Consider the following 18,208-nt stretch of genomic DNA (forward strand, 5'->3'; position numbering starts at 1 on the left):
TAAAACAGCTAAAATAGGCAAAAGCATCTAGAGTTGCTAGACTTGTCGCGTTTTCATAAGTTTGATCTGATTATGCCGATTCGTCAATTTCAAGCACAGCGTATGCATGCGCCACGCGACTTTCAACCGATTCTAGCTGAACCACTATGTGTTGAGATTGGGGCGGGTAAAGGTAAACATGCTTTATTGTTTGCGCAACAAAATCCGCAAAGACAACTAATCGCGATTGAACGAACTAGAGAAAAATTTCTAGCGATGCAAAAACAGCATCAACTAGAGGGACAAACCAATTTGCGACCTGTACATGCAGATGCAATCCCTTGGATCGTACATGCGCTATTTCCACAGCAAGTTGAAGATTTTTTTATTTTATATCCGAATCCTGAACCTCATAATCCAGCGCAACGTTGGTTGAATATGCCTTTTTTTGAATTTTTACTGTCTCGATTGCAACCGAATGGTACGATCACTTTAGCCAGCAATATTCCTGAATATATTGACGAGGCAGAGCAACAACTGCTTAATGTTTGGAACCTTTCTTATGTTAAAGAACGAATCTCTTCAACTTCGGCAAGAACGCATTTTGAAGTAAAGTATCTAGAGCGTGGTGAATTATGCCAGCAGTTGATTATTCAAAAACCTGAAGCGTACCAAACTCGCTTCGATCACTTTATGCCTCTGCAAGGGCAAATGCCGATCTCTTCTGAAAATCAACAAACGAATAATCTATGAATTTGGAATATTCAAAGCGAATCGCAATCGTAGGCGCAGGTCCAGCAGGTTTAATGGCTGCTGAAGTTTTATCTGCTCATCCTGCATTTGAAGTTCATATTTTTGAACAAAAGCCTTCAGCTGCACGTAAATTTTTGATGGCAGGTAAAACAGGTTTAAATATTTCTCATGCCGAACCTATCGATCAATTTATTGGTCGTTATGATCATGCCGAATGGCTTGCACCTTGGGTAAAAAAATGGGATGCGCGTTGGATTCGAAATTGGATGAAAAACCTTGGGATTGAATCCTATGTTGGAAGCTCTGGTCGTATATTTCCCAATGAAATGAAAGCAGCTCCATTACTGCGTGCTTGGTTAAAAAGTTTAGTAGATACCAAGGTCAATTTTCATTATCGGCATCAAATTACCGCGCTTAATCAAAATGAACTGACAGTTTTTGATACTCAATCCAATTCAATACGAACTGAGCAATTTGATGCGATTGTATTGGCGTGTGGCGCTGTGTCATGGGCGCAGTTGGGTAGTGATGGGGCTTGGCAGTCATGGTTGGCTAAAGAAGAGTTAAAAGCGTTTTCCCCGAGTAATGCTGGTGTAGTCAGAGCTTGGTCTTCGTATATGGAACCTATATTTGGCTCGCCACTCAAACGAGTTGAAGCTTGGGTGGATCATCAGCCCAAAGCTAAGGGGGATATCGTGATCACCCATTATGGTTTGGAGAGTGGGTTGGTCTATAAGCATGGTCGGGCACTTCGAACACAATTGCAATATCAAGATTCCATGGTTTTAAATTTAGATTTACTGCCAGAATTATCTGAGCATGAAATCATCTCTAAACTTAAGAATGCTAAGAAACAAAGCATGAATAATATTTGGCGAAAATTGGGATTAGACACTGCAAAGTCAAATTTATTACGTGAATTGACCCCAAAGTATGATTGGGCGATTGCAGAGAAAATGGCTCAGCATATTAAACATTTATCTATCAAACTAGATGGTTTTAGACCCATTGAAGAAGCCATTAGCTGCGCAGGTGGTGTACGGGAAATTGCCTTGACTAAACAGTTACAGTTGAAAAGTAATCCAATTGTTTTCTGCTGTGGAGAGATGTTGGATTGGGATGCCCCGACAGGTGGTTATTTACTTACAGCATGTTTTGCAACAGGTCGAGCAGCAGGATTAGGTGTAATTGAATACCTAAATAAAACTGTTGAAAAAGACTAGCCAAGCGCTAGTCTTTATTTATGATTATTTCGCAGTGAGTGCATTTCCTTCAAATTTAATGCCATCCCATCCATGAATCATGAATTGACGGATATTTTGATGATCTGATGCTTCAGGTGTCGCCAGAACAGAAGCGTAGTGTTCTGCAAAAAGCTGTAATGTTTGTTCTTGAGAAAGACCATTTAATTTGGCAAAGGAAAAAACTTTAGCACTCCCTTGATTTTCATTACTGGCATTATATTGTTGACCATTACTAAATGCGGTTGGCGTATGTGTATAACCTGCTTCAATAAATGAAATTACGTCGGCAAATTTTGCTTCGCCATTTTTTAATTGTTCCAATAATGCTTGAGCCATAATTGAGTCCTTACACGTTTAAATTTGCTACATCTTAACGAAAAAACGCGTGAATCCAAGACAATAATTCGTTACTTTTTAAGGTAAAAATATGATCAATACACGAGAACGGACATAATATGAGTTGGTTATGGGTATCATGTGGTGGAGCGATTGGTGCAACACTTCGATATATGACCAGTATGTGGTTCATGCAAAATGCAGATCAATTTCCATGGGCAACTTGGATTGTGAATATCTTGGGCTGTGTTCTAGCAGGGGGATTTTTTGCATTCAGTTTACAATATCCTGTATTACAACATGAGGCTCGCCTATTTTTTATGGTTGGCATATTAGGTGGTTTTACCACATTCTCAAGTTTTGGCTTGGAAACTTTTCAATTGATAAAATCTGGGCAATACAATTTGGCACTGATGTATGTTGTGAGTAGTATCATGATTGGACTCTTGGGATTGGTTTTGAGTTTTTTCTTTACTCAATTTTATTTAACCCATAAATAACGATAAGAATAAAAAAAAGCCTAAATTGGAGGAGTAAATTTAGGCTTTAAAATAGTGAGAGTCGAAAATTTTATTATTTACGTTTAAAGCGACCGAAACGCTTATTGAAACTTGCCACACGTCCTTCATTATTAGCTTGACGGACTTCACCAGTATAGAAAGGGTGCGAAGCACTTGAAATATCTAGCGTGACATAGGGGTAAGTTTTCCCTTGATATTCTTTTGTTTGCTTTGACTGAATCGTACTACCGATGATGAAATACTGATCTGCGTTGGTATCATGAAATAGTACTTCATGGTATTCAGGATGAATATTGGGACGCATGAAAACACTCCGAATTATTTATATAATGTTATAATATAACATAACAATAATGAGGATTGTAAGGTCTTGTTAGTTTTTTCAAATCGGAACGAGCGTTTCAAACAAATCATTGAGATTGTCATCGACCTTTAAGTTAATCAGATTCCAATAGTGTCCAGAAATCGTACGATTGACCATTAATGTGTCTGGAGAGGGCTTAAATGTATCCCAATACTTAAGTGATTTTTTCACTAAAATGACGCCATCATGATGAGATGAGTTTTCAGCAAAATTGTATTGAGTGGTAAGGGGTCTGAGCAACACTTCTAACCATTGTTTATAAAGTTCCTCAGGGAATTTTCCTGTTTCAGCAAGAGCATCCAACGCGAATAGATGTTGTTCAATCTCTTGGATATTTTCAGCACGACCAGCGCGAACTAATTTTTTAAATCGATCCACCAGTTCAGCAGATAAGGTTTTAACACCACCAAAATCATAGATGATGACACTACCATCTGAGCGGAAAGCAAAATTGCCAGGATGCGGATCACAATGAAAACGTTTTAGATAGAAAATCTGATGACCAAGAGCTTGAATTAGTCGACGACCAATTTCGTTGCGTGTATCAAGCGGCCAAGTGCTTGCGGTTTCAATATTGTCACCTGCTTCCAAGCTCAAGGTAAGAACTCGTCTGCTGGAATAATCTTTGAACACTTGTGGGATAATAATTTTAGAATCCAATGCTTGATGGAAGGTTCTAAATACCTCTAAATTCTGCGCTTCAATTTCATAGTTGAGCTCTTCGTGTAAGCTGTCTTGAATTTCTGCAAATAATCGATCTTGTAATTTTTTATCGACTTTTAGTACACCCATCAAACGTAAGGCCAAGCGAACTTGTTTTAGATCGCTTTCGCATGCTTCATCTACGCCTGGGTACTGTACTTTTACAACGACTTCTTGGCCATTTTTTAAGGTGGCTTTATGAACTTGCCCAATCGAAGCTGCTGCAAAAGGTTGTTCATCAAATGTTTTAAAAACATCTAACAGTGGCTGACCAAGTTCTTTTTCTACTTGTTGCTTGATTTGTTGGAAGGGCATCGCAGGGGCTTGACGTTGTAATTTAGCAATAGCCTTCGCGACTTCAGGCGGGAAAATATCTTTGTATTGTGATGCAATTTGACCAACTTTCATTACAGCACCTTTCATTTCCCCAAGGGTATCTGCAATTTGAACACCAATGTCTTGAAATAGCTTACTGCGTGCTTCGTTTTTTTTATCATCATCTGCATTAAAGGTGCGGATAGAGTTGGACACGGTTTTAGTAGCAATACTTGCAGTCATACCTGCGAGTTTCATGAAACGACGGCCGGGAGAGCTCGCTTTGTTTGCCATGAGTTAAGAACCTCGATTCATTATTTTCATCTTCTGATCTGATCATAGGCGACAAATCAAAAGATGCATATTTGAAATTGTTAATGAGTTGTAAGTAAATGATTGGCATAAAAAAATAAATCCCGATCATTCGGGATTTATAGTTCATGATGATTGACTACGCTCAAGCCGCTGATTATTCATATATAAACGTCCGAGTAAGAGTACACAGGCAATACTTAAGCCCACGATCAATCCAATCCATACACCCGCAGGACCAATATTGGTAAATCTAGAGAGATATACGCCTACAGGAAACGCAATCACCCAATAGGCAAGCATAGTAATCCACATAGGACCCTTCGTATCTTGCATGCCTCGTAGACATCCTGCAGCACTGATTTGCCAAGCGTCCATCAGTTGGTAAGCAACAGCGAATAGCACCAAGTAAACCGCAATTTGAGTCACCAATACATCAGAGGTGTACAACGCGACAATTTGATGGCGGAAGACCCACAATAAAATCATGGTCATCAATGCGAGTACAGTGCCTGTTGCTAAACCCAACCATTGGACTTTACGCATAGATTGGTAATCCTTTTCGCCATAATATGTTCCCACTCGGATGGTAAGTGCGATCGCCAGAGACATTGGGATCATAAATAATTGTGACGTAATGGAGATGGCAATTTGATGCGCTGCAACCGTAATTTCACCCAATGGACTCAATACAATTGCAGCGGTACTGAAAATACTGACCTCAAAGAAGATAGCCAAGCCAATTGGGAAACCTAAAGCAAGGATGCGTTTTAACCAGTAGCGATCAATTTTTTCAAAATGACTAAAGGGTTGGGTTTTTTGATATGCCTGATTATTCAAGATATACAATGCCAACGTGATCAGCATCAGCCACTGTAGAATTGCCGTTGCAAATCCACATCCAGCACTTCCTAATGCAGGAATTGGACCTAAACCATACATAAACACAAAATTAAGCGGAATAAGTACGACTAAGGCCATTAAACTGATCACAGTCACTGGGCGTGGATTACCAATCGCCTCAGAGTATCCTCGTAGTGCAGCAAACATGGTGACTGCTGGCATACCGAATCCAATCGCATGTAAGAATAGGCCAGCTTTAGGGTGAAGTGACTCTGGAACGCCAAGAAGAGGAAGCGTATAGGGGAGAATCTGTAAGACTAGACCAGCAATAATCCCGAGAACTAAAGCAACCCATAATGCTTGTCGTGTAATAGTGGCAATTTTCTCTGGAGTCCTCGCACCGTTTGCTTCAGCAACCAACGGCGTTGTTGCAATCATAATGCCGCTAAATAGCAACATGACAGGAATCCAAAGACCGACCCCGACAGCAATTGCCGCTAAGTCTAATGCAGATAAATGTCCTGCCATAATAGTATCAATCAGTCCTAATCCTGCTTGCGAAAATTGCGTAATCAAGATTGGGATCATGAGATGAAATAGTTTTTTTAATTCATAACTGATGTTGGAAGTTGCAGTCACATTAGACACAAAAATTACTCATCGTTTTTATGTGCTTAGAATGAAGGTTTAGCGTTGTAAAGTGAGAAGCACACCTATAAAAATCACCACGCCACCCAAAATGCGCTGCCAATTAATGGCAATTTTTTCTGTACCTAAAATTCCAAAATGGTCGACTATCATGGACATAACAATCTGTCCAAATATAATTAATGCCGATAAGGTTAAGAAACCTAATTTAGGTGCGGAATAAATACTAATACTGATGGCATAAACACCTAAAAAACCGCCAAGCCAAAGATGCCAAGGAATTTGTACAATTTCGCTCAATTGTGGTTTTTCAGTCTGTTGAAAAAAAACCAGTATTGCGAGAACTATTGTACCAATCAAAAATGATAAAAGTGCAGCTTGTAATGGAGAATATAAATATTCACGTAATTGTGTGTTAATCGCAGTTTGGAAGGTCATTGCGATTCCGATCCCCAGCGCTAAAGGGATAAAGAATAAAAATTGGCTCGCGACTTTAAACATAAATGCACCCACGTCCTTGTTTTATATTGAGTGTAAAGTAAAAACTGAATCAGTTCTGAGCGTTATGGTGTAGTCATGTTAAAATAAGTTTTTTAAGTTTTGAGCTGTACGTTTGGCTACTTTGAATCCACAAGATATTCCATTGTCACTTTATATTCATATGCCGTGGTGTGTGCGTAAATGTCCATATTGCGACTTTAATTCGCATGCAGTACCCAATGGGGCATTGTCCATGGCGTTGGAGAAAGAATATTTACAAGCATTGGTTGAGGATTTCAAAACACAGATAAATTTTGCTCAGGGTCGTCAAATTCATAGCGTGTTCATAGGTGGAGGTACTCCTTCACTCATTTCTGCTCAAGGGTATCAATGGCTATTTGCTCAGCTAAGCGCTTTGATTCCGTTTGAGGATGATTGTGAAATTACCTTAGAAGCCAACCCGGGAACGGTAGAACATGATCCATTTGCAGATTATTTAAAGGCGGGGATCAATCGGTTGTCTTTAGGTGTCCAAAGTTTTAACTCGAATCATCTTCAAAAACTGGGGCGTATTCATTCCAACCAAGATGCAATTTCAGCAATTGGTTTGGCGAAAGATGCAGGCTTTAAGCGAATTAATGTCGATTTAATGCACGGCTTACCTGAACAAACGCTTGAACAAGCATTACTTGACTTAAAACTTGCCGTGGAGCACGGTGCTACACATATCTCGTGGTATCAGTTAACCATTGAGCCCAATACCGTATTTTTTCGAACTCAACCTATATTGCCTGTCGATGATGTATTAGAAGAAATTCAGGTACAGGGTGAGGCCTATTTAATCGAAAATGATTTTACTAACTACGAAGTGTCGGCTTGGCGTAAAGAAAAACCCTCAGCACATAATTTAAATTATTGGCAATTTGGCGATTACTTAGCGATTGGTGCTGGTGCGCATGCTAAAGTGACGCTAAGTGATGGTGTATATCGTTACCAAAAAACACGATTACCGAAAGATTATCTAGCGAAAGTCCCTGCAGAGCATTTGCAGTTTAAGAAAATTGAAGCTGATGAAATGCCATTCGAATTTATGATGAATGCACTGCGACTTAATCAAGGTGTACCAACCTCATATTATGAAGCTCGTACAGGTTTATCTTTGAAATCAATCCAAGTTCAAATTCAGTCATTGATTGACAGAAAATTAATGGTAGATGATCCAAGCCGTTTGTCATGCACTGCTCAAGGACATTTATATTTGAACTCATTGCTTGAGGAGTTTCTGTAAGTTCTATAGTTAAACTCCAATGTAATTTTTAACAGCGAAACTGTTAAATCCATACTTATTTCGCTCCTTTACTGTGAAAATAATGATGAGTTTTTTAATGGTTCTCATCAAGATAGGTAATAAAAATGAAATTAGTTCTAGTGGCTTCAATCTTGGGATTGGCATTCGTTGGTTGTACTGATAAAAACAAAAATAGTGAGCAAATGTCAGAACAAGAGAGACCAGCGTATTTAAATGCTGAAGCTTCAGCGCCTGTTGATCAAGTTGCTCGTGCTGAAGGTGAACAGGTGATCCATTTTACTGGACCAATGGATTTAACATTAGAGCTAAAAACAAAAGACAATTTTCAGACGGCAGAACTCAGGGATAACTCGGATGCGGTTTATCACTTGAAGAGCGCGGTTGCTGCAAGTGGTGTAAAACTTGCAAATAGAGATGGTGTTTCAATTCATTTTAAAAATTTCAATGGTTTGAATGAGGGAACAGTTGAACTCGTGAAAGATAAGCCAATAGAGATTAAAGAGTACCGTGAGCATTAAAATATATGCATTAATTTACAACACCTGATTGGTTGTTCAATCAGGTGTTTTTTAATCCCTTAATTTGAGCGTTGATCTTCAACATATTTTTTTAAATGATTGGCCATTTCCCACTGAGAACCAATAAAACGATACAGGGCTTCAACTTCTTGTTTTGTCGCGTCTTGAATAAATTTATCGTCTAAAGTTACTTCAATAGTTCGTTCAAATTCTGTGCTATTGGCGTTGATACGATCAAATTCATAGGTAATTTTTGAATGGATTGGGACTTGAGCAAATTGTTCTATGGTTGCGATAACAAACTTCTTATCTTTCTCAAACTCAATCACATGCCATTCATTACTCCAATCTTTTATGCCTGGAATTGGGCTGCTAATAAATTCTTTGAAAGTCGTACCTTTTTGAACACGAATATTCTTAGACTCAATGGCTTGAGTTGCACCCACATTAATTTTTGGCCAAAGATTCACATTGGTTAAAATATTGAAGACTTCACTCACAGGGCGATGAATAATGACCTCAGCAGATCCACTCGTCGAGTAATTCAAATTCTTTGTTGAATACGTCGTGGTTTTTTGGTGATTTTTAATATCCGATTCAGCGAAGCTATTTGTAGCGAGAAAGACTGCACTGAGTAAAGAGAAGGAGATCAATGTCTTATGCATATTATTTTCCTTTTTGTATATTGATAAAAGCTCATTTGGAATATTTATATCGCTTGATCAAGATACCACTGTTGTATTCTTGCTCTAAATGTAATTTCGTATTCTTAAAGTACAATGGTTTATTGAATTAATAAAAAAAGACCGCCTTGGCGGTCTTTTTTCTATGAAATCTTAGTAATCAAAACTGAAGTGTTCAGCTTCTAAAGACATTAAAGTTTTCGAAGGGTTAACCATAGATTCAGCATGACCTTGAGCACGTGGAAGTAAACGCTCAAAGTAGAAATCTGCAACTTTGATTTTCGCTTTATAAAACTCAGGAGTTTCTTGACCATCACCTGATGCTAACTTCGCTGATGCCACTGCTGCTTGTTGAGCCCAGTAATATGCCATCATTGCATAACCAGAGAACATTAAGTAATCCACAGAAGCACTTGAAACGATGTCGCGATCTTTGCGTGCAGCAAGCATAATACGTACAGTTAATGCATTCCATTGTGCACAAATCTTAGTTAAGTCCCAAGCAAAACGGCGCATGTATTTATTGCGTGCGTGCTGGCCACAGAATTTTAAGATTTCAGCTGTATAGTCACGAACGACTTTACCTTTAGAAGATAACAGTACTTTACGACCGATTAAGTCTAGTGCTTGAACACCAGTTGTACCTTCGTAAAGCGTTGAAATACGCGCGTCACGAACGATCTGCTCCATACCATGTTCTTTGATATAGCCATGGCCACCAAAGACTTGCATACCGTGGTTTGCTGCTTCTAAGCCTAACTCTGTTAAGAAGCCTTTCAAAATTGGGGTATAGAAACCTAATTTATCATCGTAATCATCAAACTTCGCTTGATCACCTTGAGCTAAAGCATCAGTCATCTTGTCAGCTAGCTGTGCAGCATGATAGATCATTGCACGGCCACCTTCAGCAATGGCTTTTTGAGTCAAAAGCATACGGCGAACATCAGCATGATGGATAATTGAGTCAGCTACTTTTTCAGGCTCTTTTTTACCTGAGAGTGCGCGCATTGACATACGTTCTTTTGCATAAGGTAATGCACCTTGGAATGCAAGTTCTGCATGTGCTAAACCTTGAACAGCAGTTCCGATACGCGCCGTATTCATGAAGGTAAACATTGCGTGTAAGCCTTTGTTGACTTCACCAATCAGATAACCCGTTGCAGCATCAAAGTTCAGTACGGCAGTAGCAGATGCTCTGATCCCCATTTTGTGTTCAATAGAACCGCAAGTCACAGGATTGCGTTCGCCTACACCACCATCAGCAGTTGGGATGAATTTTGGAACGATGAATAATGAAATACCACGCGTACCAGCTGGAGAGTCTGGAAGACGTGCCAACACAATATGAATGATATTTTCAGTTAAATCGTGTTCACCCGCAGAAATAAAGATTTTAGTACCTGTGATAGCATAAGTACCGTCACCTTTAGGCTCAGCTTTAGTTTTAACTTGACCCAAGTCTGTACCACATTGTGGTTCAGTTAAACACATTGTGCCTGACCATGTACCAGCAGTGAGGTGAGGCATGTAGGTGTTTTTCTGTTCTTCAGTACCAAATTGCATGATGGTATTCATACAACCCATACTTAAGCCCGGATACATCGTGAAAGACCAGTTTGCTGTACCCATCATTTCTGATTTGATCAGGTTCAGCGACATAGGCAGTGCTTGACCACCAAACTCTTCAGGATACGAAAGACCTTGCCAGCCACCTTGTACAAACTGCTCGTAAGCTTCTTTGAAACCTTTAGGTGTTTTGACTTCGCCATTTTTAAAATGACAGCCTTCTTCATCTCCAGACTGATTAAGTGGAGATAATACATTTTCACAGAAATCTGCAGCACCTTCGATAATCATATCGACAGTATCAGAGTCAGCAGCTTCGCCGTTGCTTAGAGTTTTATAGTGCGCAGGATAATCAAAAACTTCGTTCATTAAGAAACGAATATCACGTACGGGCGCTTTATATGCAGGCATTGAACTTTTCCTAATTTGAATAGAGAAAATACTTGTTAGATGATCCGATTATTGACCTACAACACTAAAAAAACATTGATGTAAGTCACGGAAATAAATGTCAGAATTGCGAATTAGTGTTTAGGCTCTTGAATGAATATAAACTGAATTCATTTGTTGTAGTAGGAGTTTATTAGAAAAAATAATATTATTAATACATAAGCTTAGGTTGGTTTTGTTGTGTGGATGATCATATGTTTAATTTGAATTTATTCAATTTGAATATGCACTAAAAATATGTCACTAAAATCAATTCGAATAGATTTAATCGATATTATAGAGAGAAAAAAGTGCAATTTAAAAAATTGCACTATTCACAAGGCACTAAACGTGTGCAAAAACTAAATAAAATCTTTTAATTCTGGACGCACACCATTCCAAATCGCGAAAGATTCAATCGCTTGTCCAACGAGCATTCCAAATCCTTCTGCAGTCGGAATTCCACGCTGTTTCGCTTGATCAAGGAAAGTGGAAGGTTTGCCATAGGCCATTTCATAGGCATATTTGAATTTTAACTGTTGAGGTAGATTGATTGCATCGCCAGATAAGCTTGCCGAGGTAGCATTAATAACAATATCAAATTCACCTGCTATGTGATCAAGACCACAAGCGTTTAGCTCTAGATCTGGGACAGCAGGTTGTAAGTCCTGAATCAATTGCTCTGCGCGAGCAACCGTTCGATTAGCAATCATGATTTTATTTACACCAGCTTTATGCAGTGGATAAATCACGCCACGTGTTGCACCACCTGCGCCTAAAATAAGCACGCTTGCTTGCTCAAGAGGCCAATTTAAATGTTGAATGGCTGCAACAAGTCCTTGGCCATCGGTATTGTCGCCATGCAATACACCATCTTTCATCCATAGTGTATTTACTGCTTTTGCAATTTTGGCACGTTCAGTGAGTATATCACATTGTGCAAAAGCTTGTTCTTTAAACGGTACCGTGACATTCAGACCAATACCACCAGCCTTAAAAAATTCATTGATACTCTGTGTAAAACCATCGAGAGGAGCAAGGCGTTTGCTATATTCAAGGATCACCCCAGTCTTTTGTGCGAACGCATGATGAAGCTCTGGAGATCGAGATTGTTCAATGGGATTTCCAATTACGGCAAATTGTTTGCGCATTGCTCTAATTCCTGATGAAGAAGTGGCAAACAATATACGTCAAATGCAGAAAGTTCCCAATATGAACATATTTAATGAAGTGTATTAATGACTTGGGTTACAAATTTCAAATAGGGTATGAAGTAAAATATGCGCAATGTTGAGCAGTAGACCAACAGCTGCAAACACCATCAAGCTAAAACCAAAGCTATCATTGAGTAGTGTTTCTGAAAATATAGTGGTACTGATTGCACTCAAAAGAGCAATAACCAGTGTCCAAAATACGACAACACGTGCGCGAATAGAGTTGTGTTGCATATCGATTCCTTATGCAGAAGTAAAAACTTCCATGAGTAATACAAGTAAAAATTGATTGTACAGTACTTTGCTTAAATTAAACTTAAGAGCTGTGTCATCAGAAGTGTGACAAAATTTAATCAATTTTATCTATTGTGCCTTTTTTTCTAAGAGAATGTAATGGAATTATTCAATTTCGTTAGACAATGGGATGAATATATTGCTCCACAAAAAAGCCCTGTTTTAACAGGGCGAGTGATTTACATTTAATGCAGTTCAGCGAGCCAATCTCTCGGTTTTAAATAGTAGTCGGTTAATTTTTTTTCAGCAGAGCCTTCATCCCATTCAGGTCTGTATTTCCAACCCGTTAATGGAGGAAGACTTACTAAAATAGACTCAATTCGACCGCCAGTTTGTAATCCAAATAACGTCCCTCGATCGTAAACTAAGTTATATTCCACATAGCGCCCACGACGATACAATTGGAAATCGCGTTGAGCTTCACTATAGGGTTTATCTTGATTACGTTGGAAGATTGGTAGAATCGCATTGAGATATCCATTGCCTACAGCTTGCATGTATTTAAAACAAGTTTCGAAATCCCACTGATTTAAGTCATCAAAAAATAACCCACCGACACCACGTTGTTCATCACGATGCTTCAAATAAAAATAATCGTCACACCATTTTTTATGATCTTGGTAGACATGATCGCCAAAAGGTGCACAAAGATCGTGCGCAGTTTGATGCCATGATTTAACATCTTCATCATTCGGATAAAATGGCGTTAAATCAAAACCGCCGCCAAACCACCAAATAGGATCTTGTCCTTCTTTTTCTGCGACAAATAGTCTTACGTTGGCATGTGAGGTCGGCACATTTGGATTTCTAGGATGGATCACTAAAGAAACCCCCATGGCTTGTGCTCGTGCGCCAGCTATATGTGGATGTCGTTCGGTAGCAGATGCTGGTAACTTTGAAATATTGATGTGTGAGAACATCACACCACCTTTTTCGATCACTGTACCATCTTGCAATACGCGTGATCTGCCACCACCACCTTCGGGACGTTCCCAATCATCGATCTCAAATTGAGCATTACCGCCACCTTGTTGTTCTTGTTGTTCAAGCGCAGCACAAATTCGAGTTTGTAAGTCGAGTAAAAATTCACGGACACGTTGGATATCTGCAGAAGTCGGGTGTGACATACCAAGCCTCTTGGGCAATGAAAAACTAGCTACATCAAAACATAAATTGTATGAAAGATTAAGGTGATTTTATCGATATAGCAGATCGAGATTTAAGTTTAGTCAGGGTAAACGTACTTTGTGATTTGAATTTACTTATGAATCCTGACCAAGATACTAGGTTGAATTAAAAGAATAAGCTCCTCAAAATAGGACGACTGAAAGCAGTTAAGCTTTTAATATGTGGTGATTTTAAAGGTGGGGATATGTTCGAAAACGTTGTTTCACTGGTGCAAAAATATAATGTTCCAGGTCCTCGATATACGAGCTATCCCACAGTTCCGTATTGGGAGCAGTCGACTTTTGATCGAGTACTATGGCAGCAAAAACTAAAAATACGTTTTGATAAATCGAATAGCCAACATGGTATTAGCCTTTACATTCACTTACCTTTTTGCGAGTCCTTATGTACTTTTTGTGGATGTCATAAAAAAATCACTAAAAAACATGAAATGGAACAGCCCTATATTTTGGCTTTGTTAAAAGAATGGAAATTGTATTGTGAGTTATTTGTAGAGCGTCCTTTGATTAAAGAGATACATCTAGGGGGGGGGACACCTACATTTTTTTCTCCTCAGCATCTTAAACAGTTGATTGATGGGCTTTTAGCGCTATCACAAGTAGCTGAAGATCATCAATTTAGTTTTGAAGGACATCCTAATAATACTTCTTACGATCATTTAAAGACGCTGTTTGAATTGGGTTTTAGACGCGTTAGCTTTGGCGTGCAGGATTATAATGAAACCGTGCAGAAAGCGATCCACCGAATTCAACCTTTTGAACACGTAAAGCAGGTTACAGAATGGGCGCGTGAAATTGGTTATACCTCTATTTCGCATGATTTGGTCTACGGGCTGCCCTTTCAATATTTAGATGATGTTTTAAACACAATTGATCAAACCATTCAAATTAAGCCAGATCGTTTAGCCTTTTACAGTTATGCGCATGTACCATGGATCAAAGGCAATGGGCAACGTGGTTTTAAAGACCATGATGTTCCGCGCGATGAAGAGAAAAGACAGTGTTATGAGCAAGGAAAACAAAAATTATTGTCTGCTGGATATCATGAAATAGGAATGGATCATTTTGCGCTTGAGCATGATGATATGTATCAGGTATTTCAAGCCCAACAGTTACATCGTAATTTTATGGGATATACCGTTTCAAAAACAGAAGTGATGATTGGCTTAGGGATGTCAGCTATTGGCGATTGTTGGCAAGGTTTTGCCCAAAATGAAAAGACGCTTGAAAATTATTATGCTCGATTAGAACAAAATGAAATTCCAGTTTTTAAAGGTCATCTTTTAACAGAAGAAGATTTGAAAATCAGAAAACACATTTTAAATCTCATGTGCCACTTTGAGACGAATTGGCAAGGTGACATGGATTTTGCACAGCGACCACAAGTTTTAGAAGATTTAGCTGAAATGCAAAATGACCAACTTGTGAAGATGAGTGAATATGGATTGAAGGTAATGGAAGCTGGAAAACCATTTGTACGAAATATCTGTATGGCTTTCGATTTAAGGTTAAAAAGAAACAAACCTGAAAATCGGATATTTTCTATGACGATATAGTCATCTTCACAAATTAGATTGAGTCTAAGTGAAAAAATACCCCTAAGCATCGGGGTATTTTTTTACAACGATTAAATTATGCTGTAGTTAAAAATCATCCTTTTGATACATATGTGACATGCGCTCATGTTTGGTTTTTAAGTATTCTTCATTGAATTTATTCAAACCGACCGTTAACGGGACACGATCAACCACATCAATTCCTAAATCAGTTAAAGCTTTAATTTTGAGAGGATTATTCGTAACCAGTTTGACTTTTTTCACTTGTAAGTGATCCAGCATGATACTGCACATATCGTATTTACGCGCATCAGCGGGTAAGTTGAGCATCAGGTTGGCATCCACTGTGTCATGCCCTTGATCTTGCAAGGCATAAGCACGAATTTTATTGGTTAAACCAATACCACGACCTTCTTGACGTAAATATAAAATTACGCCTTGTCCTGCTTCGTTAATCAGTTTTTGAGTTGCTTGAAGTTGTGGGCCACAATCACATTTTAATGAAGCAAAAGCATCACCTGTTAAACATTCGGAATGGATTCTTACCAAGACAGGAGAGGTGGGTGCTGTATCTAATCCTTTTGACAATGCTACGTGTTCTTCACCTGTTTTAGGATCTTGAAAAACAGTGATTTTAAAATCACCAAAGGCAGTGGGTAATTTAGATGTGGCAACAAACTCTATAGGCACAGCGACTTCCATTACATGTTCATAATTTGGCTAAAGTATAGCTGAATGATCAGACCATAGTTGAGTATCATTGTGCAAATTTACACAGAAGATTTCCTTTTTTTTGCAAAGCACAAGATAATAGTTGATAAGTAGCATCGATATTCAGGATAATCTAGCTACCTAACAACGCCCGTTTAGCGAAAGCTTAACACTGGACCAATATAAATGTGGTTGATTTAAGGTGTTTTTTTTCGATTTCTCGATCAATAAGAAGAATCGAGCTAACCCATTTACCTAGCTTAGGATTTGCCAGGCTTTAGAAGGCATTGCCACATATGTTGTATACCGAAATACCTAGTCAACGTCCTGTTACGCCTTTGTTGGATGCGATTGATCATCCAATGCAATTGCGTCAACTAGCCAAAGAACAATTGAGTCAAGTGTCGGACGAGCTACGTCAATTTATTTTGTATGCTGCTGGACAAAGTGGTGGGCATTTCGGTGCCAATCTGGGTGTAATCGAATTAACTGTTGCTTTGCATTATTGTTTCAATACACCACATGATCGTCTTATTTGGGATGTGGGTCATCAAGCATATCCACATAAAGCTTTGACTGGACGTCGTGAGCAACTAACAACAATTCGTGCAAAAAATGGCTTAGCGGCGTTCCCCGCTCGTGAAGAGTCTGAGTTTGATACTTTTGGTGTGGGCCACTCATCAACTGCTATTTCAGCGGGTTTGGGAATGGCTTTAGCTCGTCGTTATCAAAAAGATCCTTGTGAAGTGGTTGCAATTATCGGTGATGGTGCAATGACAGCAGGGATGGCATTCGAAGCCATGAATGATGCTGTTGCACATAATGCTGATCTCATGGTGGTACTGAACGATAATGATATGTCGATTTCATGTAGCACGGGTGGTTTTGCAAAACATTTGGCTGCGATTTGGGAAAAAGGGCAATCTGTACACATTGATGAGCAGGGTAATCCATTTATTCGGGATTATCCTGAGTGGGACTACACTTCACGCTTACATTGTGCTGCTACAGAGGCTGCAGATAACTTATTTAAAGCGATTGGATTTGACTATTTTGGTCCATTCGATGGTCATAATGTCGATGAACTTGTTAATGTATTTAGTGCCTTAAAAAAACGTAAGGGGCCGCGCTTAATTCATATCTATACCAAGAAAGGTAAGGGCTTCGCACCTGCTGAAGCAGATCAAATAAAATATCACGCAATTGCTAAATTAAATGCTGCATCAGCTTCAACAAAAGCACCCAAATATTCTGATGTTTTTGGGCAATGGTTGTGTGATGAAGCCCAGTTGGATGATAAGTTGTTAGCCATTACACCTGCCATGTGTGAAGGTTCAGGTATGGTGCAATTCGCCAAACAATATCCTGATCGTTACTTTGATGTGGCAATTGCAGAACAACATGCAGTGACCTTAGCTGCTGGTATGGCATGTGAAGGTTTAAAACCAGTAGTGGCAATTTATTCAACCTTCTTACAGCGTGGTTATGATCAGCTCATTCATGATGTGGCATTACAAAACCTTGATGTCACATTTGGTATCGATCGTGCAGGTTTAGTAGGTGAGGATGGACCAACTCATGCTGGTGCATATGATTACGCATTTATGCGTACAGTTCCGAATATCGTGATTATGGCACCAAAAGATGAAAATGAATGCCGTCAAATGCTACATACCGCTTATTTGCACCCGGGTCCTGCTGCAGTACGTTATCCACGCGGAAATGGTTTAGGTGTTGAAATTCAAAAAGAACTGACAGCGCTTGAAATTGGTAAAGCTGAGTTAACTTTGGAGCTGAATGTAAAAGCCGAAGAAGTGATTACTATTTTAGCTTTCGGTAGCCGCGTGAGTGTTGCAGAACATGCTGCTCAGCTTTTAGTTGATCAATTGGATGTTGCAGTACGCGTTGTGAATATGCGTTTTGTTAAACCCCTAGATGGTCAAATCATTCGACAATATGCAGATCAAACCCAACTTTTTGTAACGGTTGAAGAGCATGCAGTCATGGGTGGTGCTGGAAGTGCTGTGAATGAATTTATAATGGCCGAACACATTCTTAAGCCAGTTTTGAACATAGGCTTACCTGATCAATTCTTAGCGCAAGCCAGTCATGCTGAGATGCTTAAAGATTGTGGATTAGATGCAGAAGGTATCCAATCTTCAATTCAACAAGCTTGGTTAAAGCTTGTACAGGTGGTTTAAATACAAGTCATAAAATTTTAGAAACATTTTTTACCTAAAAGCG

General features: G+C 39.0%; 18 protein-coding genes. 7 read left to right on the top strand and 11 right to left on the bottom strand.

The window, feature by feature from the left end; genetic code table 11:
* Positions 1-66: 66 nt before the first annotated feature.
* Entirely contained in the window at positions 67-732 is a 666-nt protein-coding gene (locus AC1M83_RS12570; RefSeq protein ID WP_171260725.1) for a class I SAM-dependent methyltransferase, read from the top strand.
* A complete protein-coding gene (locus AC1M83_RS12575; RefSeq protein ID WP_180028246.1) occupies positions 729-1,955 on the top strand; it encodes a TIGR03862 family flavoprotein in 1,227 nt (408 codons plus the stop codon). The genes AC1M83_RS12570 and AC1M83_RS12575 overlap by 4 nt, the downstream gene beginning before the upstream one ends.
* A gap of 24 nt (positions 1,956-1,979) precedes the next feature.
* On the opposite strand, the gene AC1M83_RS12580 is transcribed toward AC1M83_RS12575, so the two are convergent.
* Positions 1,980-2,312: a HopJ type III effector protein gene (locus AC1M83_RS12580; RefSeq protein ID WP_035264987.1), complete on the bottom strand. Its 333-nt coding sequence runs from the start codon at positions 2,310-2,312 to the stop codon at positions 1,980-1,982.
* Between the two features lie 119 nt (positions 2,313-2,431).
* Here AC1M83_RS12580 and crcB point away from each other — a divergent pair, with 119 nt between their 5' ends.
* Entirely contained in the window at positions 2,432-2,812 is a 381-nt protein-coding gene (gene crcB / locus AC1M83_RS12585; protein ID WP_035264990.1) for a fluoride efflux transporter CrcB, read from the top strand.
* 73 nt (positions 2,813-2,885) lie between these two features.
* On the opposite strand, the gene AC1M83_RS12590 is transcribed toward crcB, so the two are convergent.
* The 4 genes from AC1M83_RS12590 to AC1M83_RS12605 all read right to left on the bottom strand — a co-directional run bounded on the left by AC1M83_RS12590 (position 2,886) and on the right by AC1M83_RS12605 (position 6,518).
* Positions 2,886-3,137 (bottom strand): type B 50S ribosomal protein L31, encoded by a 252-nt coding sequence (locus AC1M83_RS12590; protein ID WP_035264993.1) that lies wholly within the window; start codon positions 3,135-3,137, stop codon positions 2,886-2,888.
* Between the two features lie 78 nt (positions 3,138-3,215).
* Entirely contained in the window at positions 3,216-4,508 is a 1,293-nt protein-coding gene (locus AC1M83_RS12595) for an ABC1 kinase family protein (RefSeq protein ID WP_481590817.1), read from the bottom strand.
* Between the two features lie 144 nt (positions 4,509-4,652).
* Entirely contained in the window at positions 4,653-5,957 is a 1,305-nt protein-coding gene (locus AC1M83_RS12600) for an MATE family efflux transporter (RefSeq protein WP_481590850.1), read from the bottom strand.
* Positions 5,958-6,056: 99 nt separating this feature from the next.
* The gene (locus AC1M83_RS12605; RefSeq protein WP_035264998.1) at positions 6,057-6,518 is read right to left on the bottom strand and encodes a DMT family transporter; all 462 of its coding nucleotides are present in this window, start codon (positions 6,516-6,518) and stop codon (positions 6,057-6,059) included.
* Between the two features lie 112 nt (positions 6,519-6,630).
* Here AC1M83_RS12605 and hemW point away from each other — a divergent pair, with 112 nt between their 5' ends.
* Both hemW and AC1M83_RS12615 read left to right on the top strand, forming a co-directional pair.
* Positions 6,631-7,785 (top strand): radical SAM family heme chaperone HemW, encoded by a 1,155-nt coding sequence (gene hemW, locus AC1M83_RS12610; protein ID WP_481590818.1) that lies wholly within the window; start codon positions 6,631-6,633, stop codon positions 7,783-7,785.
* A 125-nt stretch (positions 7,786-7,910) separates the two neighbouring features.
* Complete coding sequence (locus AC1M83_RS12615; RefSeq protein ID WP_092768128.1) at positions 7,911-8,324, top strand: hypothetical protein; 414 nt, start codon at positions 7,911-7,913, stop codon at positions 8,322-8,324.
* A 59-nt stretch (positions 8,325-8,383) separates the two neighbouring features.
* On the opposite strand, the gene AC1M83_RS12620 is transcribed toward AC1M83_RS12615, so the two are convergent.
* The 5 genes from AC1M83_RS12620 to hemF form a co-directional block, all read right to left on the bottom strand.
* Positions 8,384-8,989 carry an SRPBCC family protein gene (locus AC1M83_RS12620; protein ID WP_481590819.1) on the bottom strand — a complete coding sequence of 202 codons (606 nt, stop codon included), beginning with the start codon at positions 8,987-8,989 and terminating at the stop codon, positions 8,384-8,386.
* Positions 8,990-9,160: 171 nt separating this feature from the next.
* Complete coding sequence (locus AC1M83_RS12625; protein ID WP_035265010.1) at positions 9,161-10,984, bottom strand: acyl-CoA dehydrogenase C-terminal domain-containing protein; 1,824 nt, start codon at positions 10,982-10,984, stop codon at positions 9,161-9,163.
* Between the two features lie 380 nt (positions 10,985-11,364).
* A complete protein-coding gene (gene aroE, locus AC1M83_RS12630; RefSeq protein WP_481590820.1) occupies positions 11,365-12,153 on the bottom strand; it encodes a shikimate dehydrogenase in 789 nt (262 codons plus the stop codon).
* Positions 12,154-12,237: 84 nt separating this feature from the next.
* On the bottom strand, positions 12,238-12,450 hold the full coding sequence (locus tag AC1M83_RS12635) for a hypothetical protein (RefSeq protein WP_035265018.1): 213 nt from the start codon (positions 12,448-12,450) through the stop codon (positions 12,238-12,240).
* A 245-nt stretch (positions 12,451-12,695) separates the two neighbouring features.
* Positions 12,696-13,637 (bottom strand): oxygen-dependent coproporphyrinogen oxidase, encoded by a 942-nt coding sequence (gene hemF / locus AC1M83_RS12640; RefSeq protein ID WP_179999238.1) that lies wholly within the window; start codon positions 13,635-13,637, stop codon positions 12,696-12,698.
* 245 nt (positions 13,638-13,882) lie between these two features.
* Between hemF and hemN the strand changes: the two genes are divergently transcribed.
* Positions 13,883-15,253 carry an oxygen-independent coproporphyrinogen III oxidase gene (gene hemN, locus AC1M83_RS12645; RefSeq protein ID WP_481590821.1) on the top strand — a complete coding sequence of 457 codons (1,371 nt, stop codon included), beginning with the start codon at positions 13,883-13,885 and terminating at the stop codon, positions 15,251-15,253.
* A gap of 87 nt (positions 15,254-15,340) precedes the next feature.
* Here hemN and ribA read toward each other — a convergent pair whose 3' ends face one another.
* On the bottom strand, positions 15,341-15,943 hold the full coding sequence (gene ribA, locus AC1M83_RS12650; protein ID WP_180028265.1) for a GTP cyclohydrolase II: 603 nt from the start codon (positions 15,941-15,943) through the stop codon (positions 15,341-15,343).
* 317 nt (positions 15,944-16,260) lie between these two features.
* Here ribA and dxs point away from each other — a divergent pair, with 317 nt between their 5' ends.
* Complete coding sequence (dxs, locus tag AC1M83_RS12655) at positions 16,261-18,165, top strand: 1-deoxy-D-xylulose-5-phosphate synthase (protein ID WP_481590822.1); 1,905 nt, start codon at positions 16,261-16,263, stop codon at positions 18,163-18,165.
* Positions 18,166-18,208 lie beyond the last annotated feature (43 nt).

The sequence above is a fragment of the Acinetobacter sp. 25-47-130 genome (assembly GCF_056779705.1).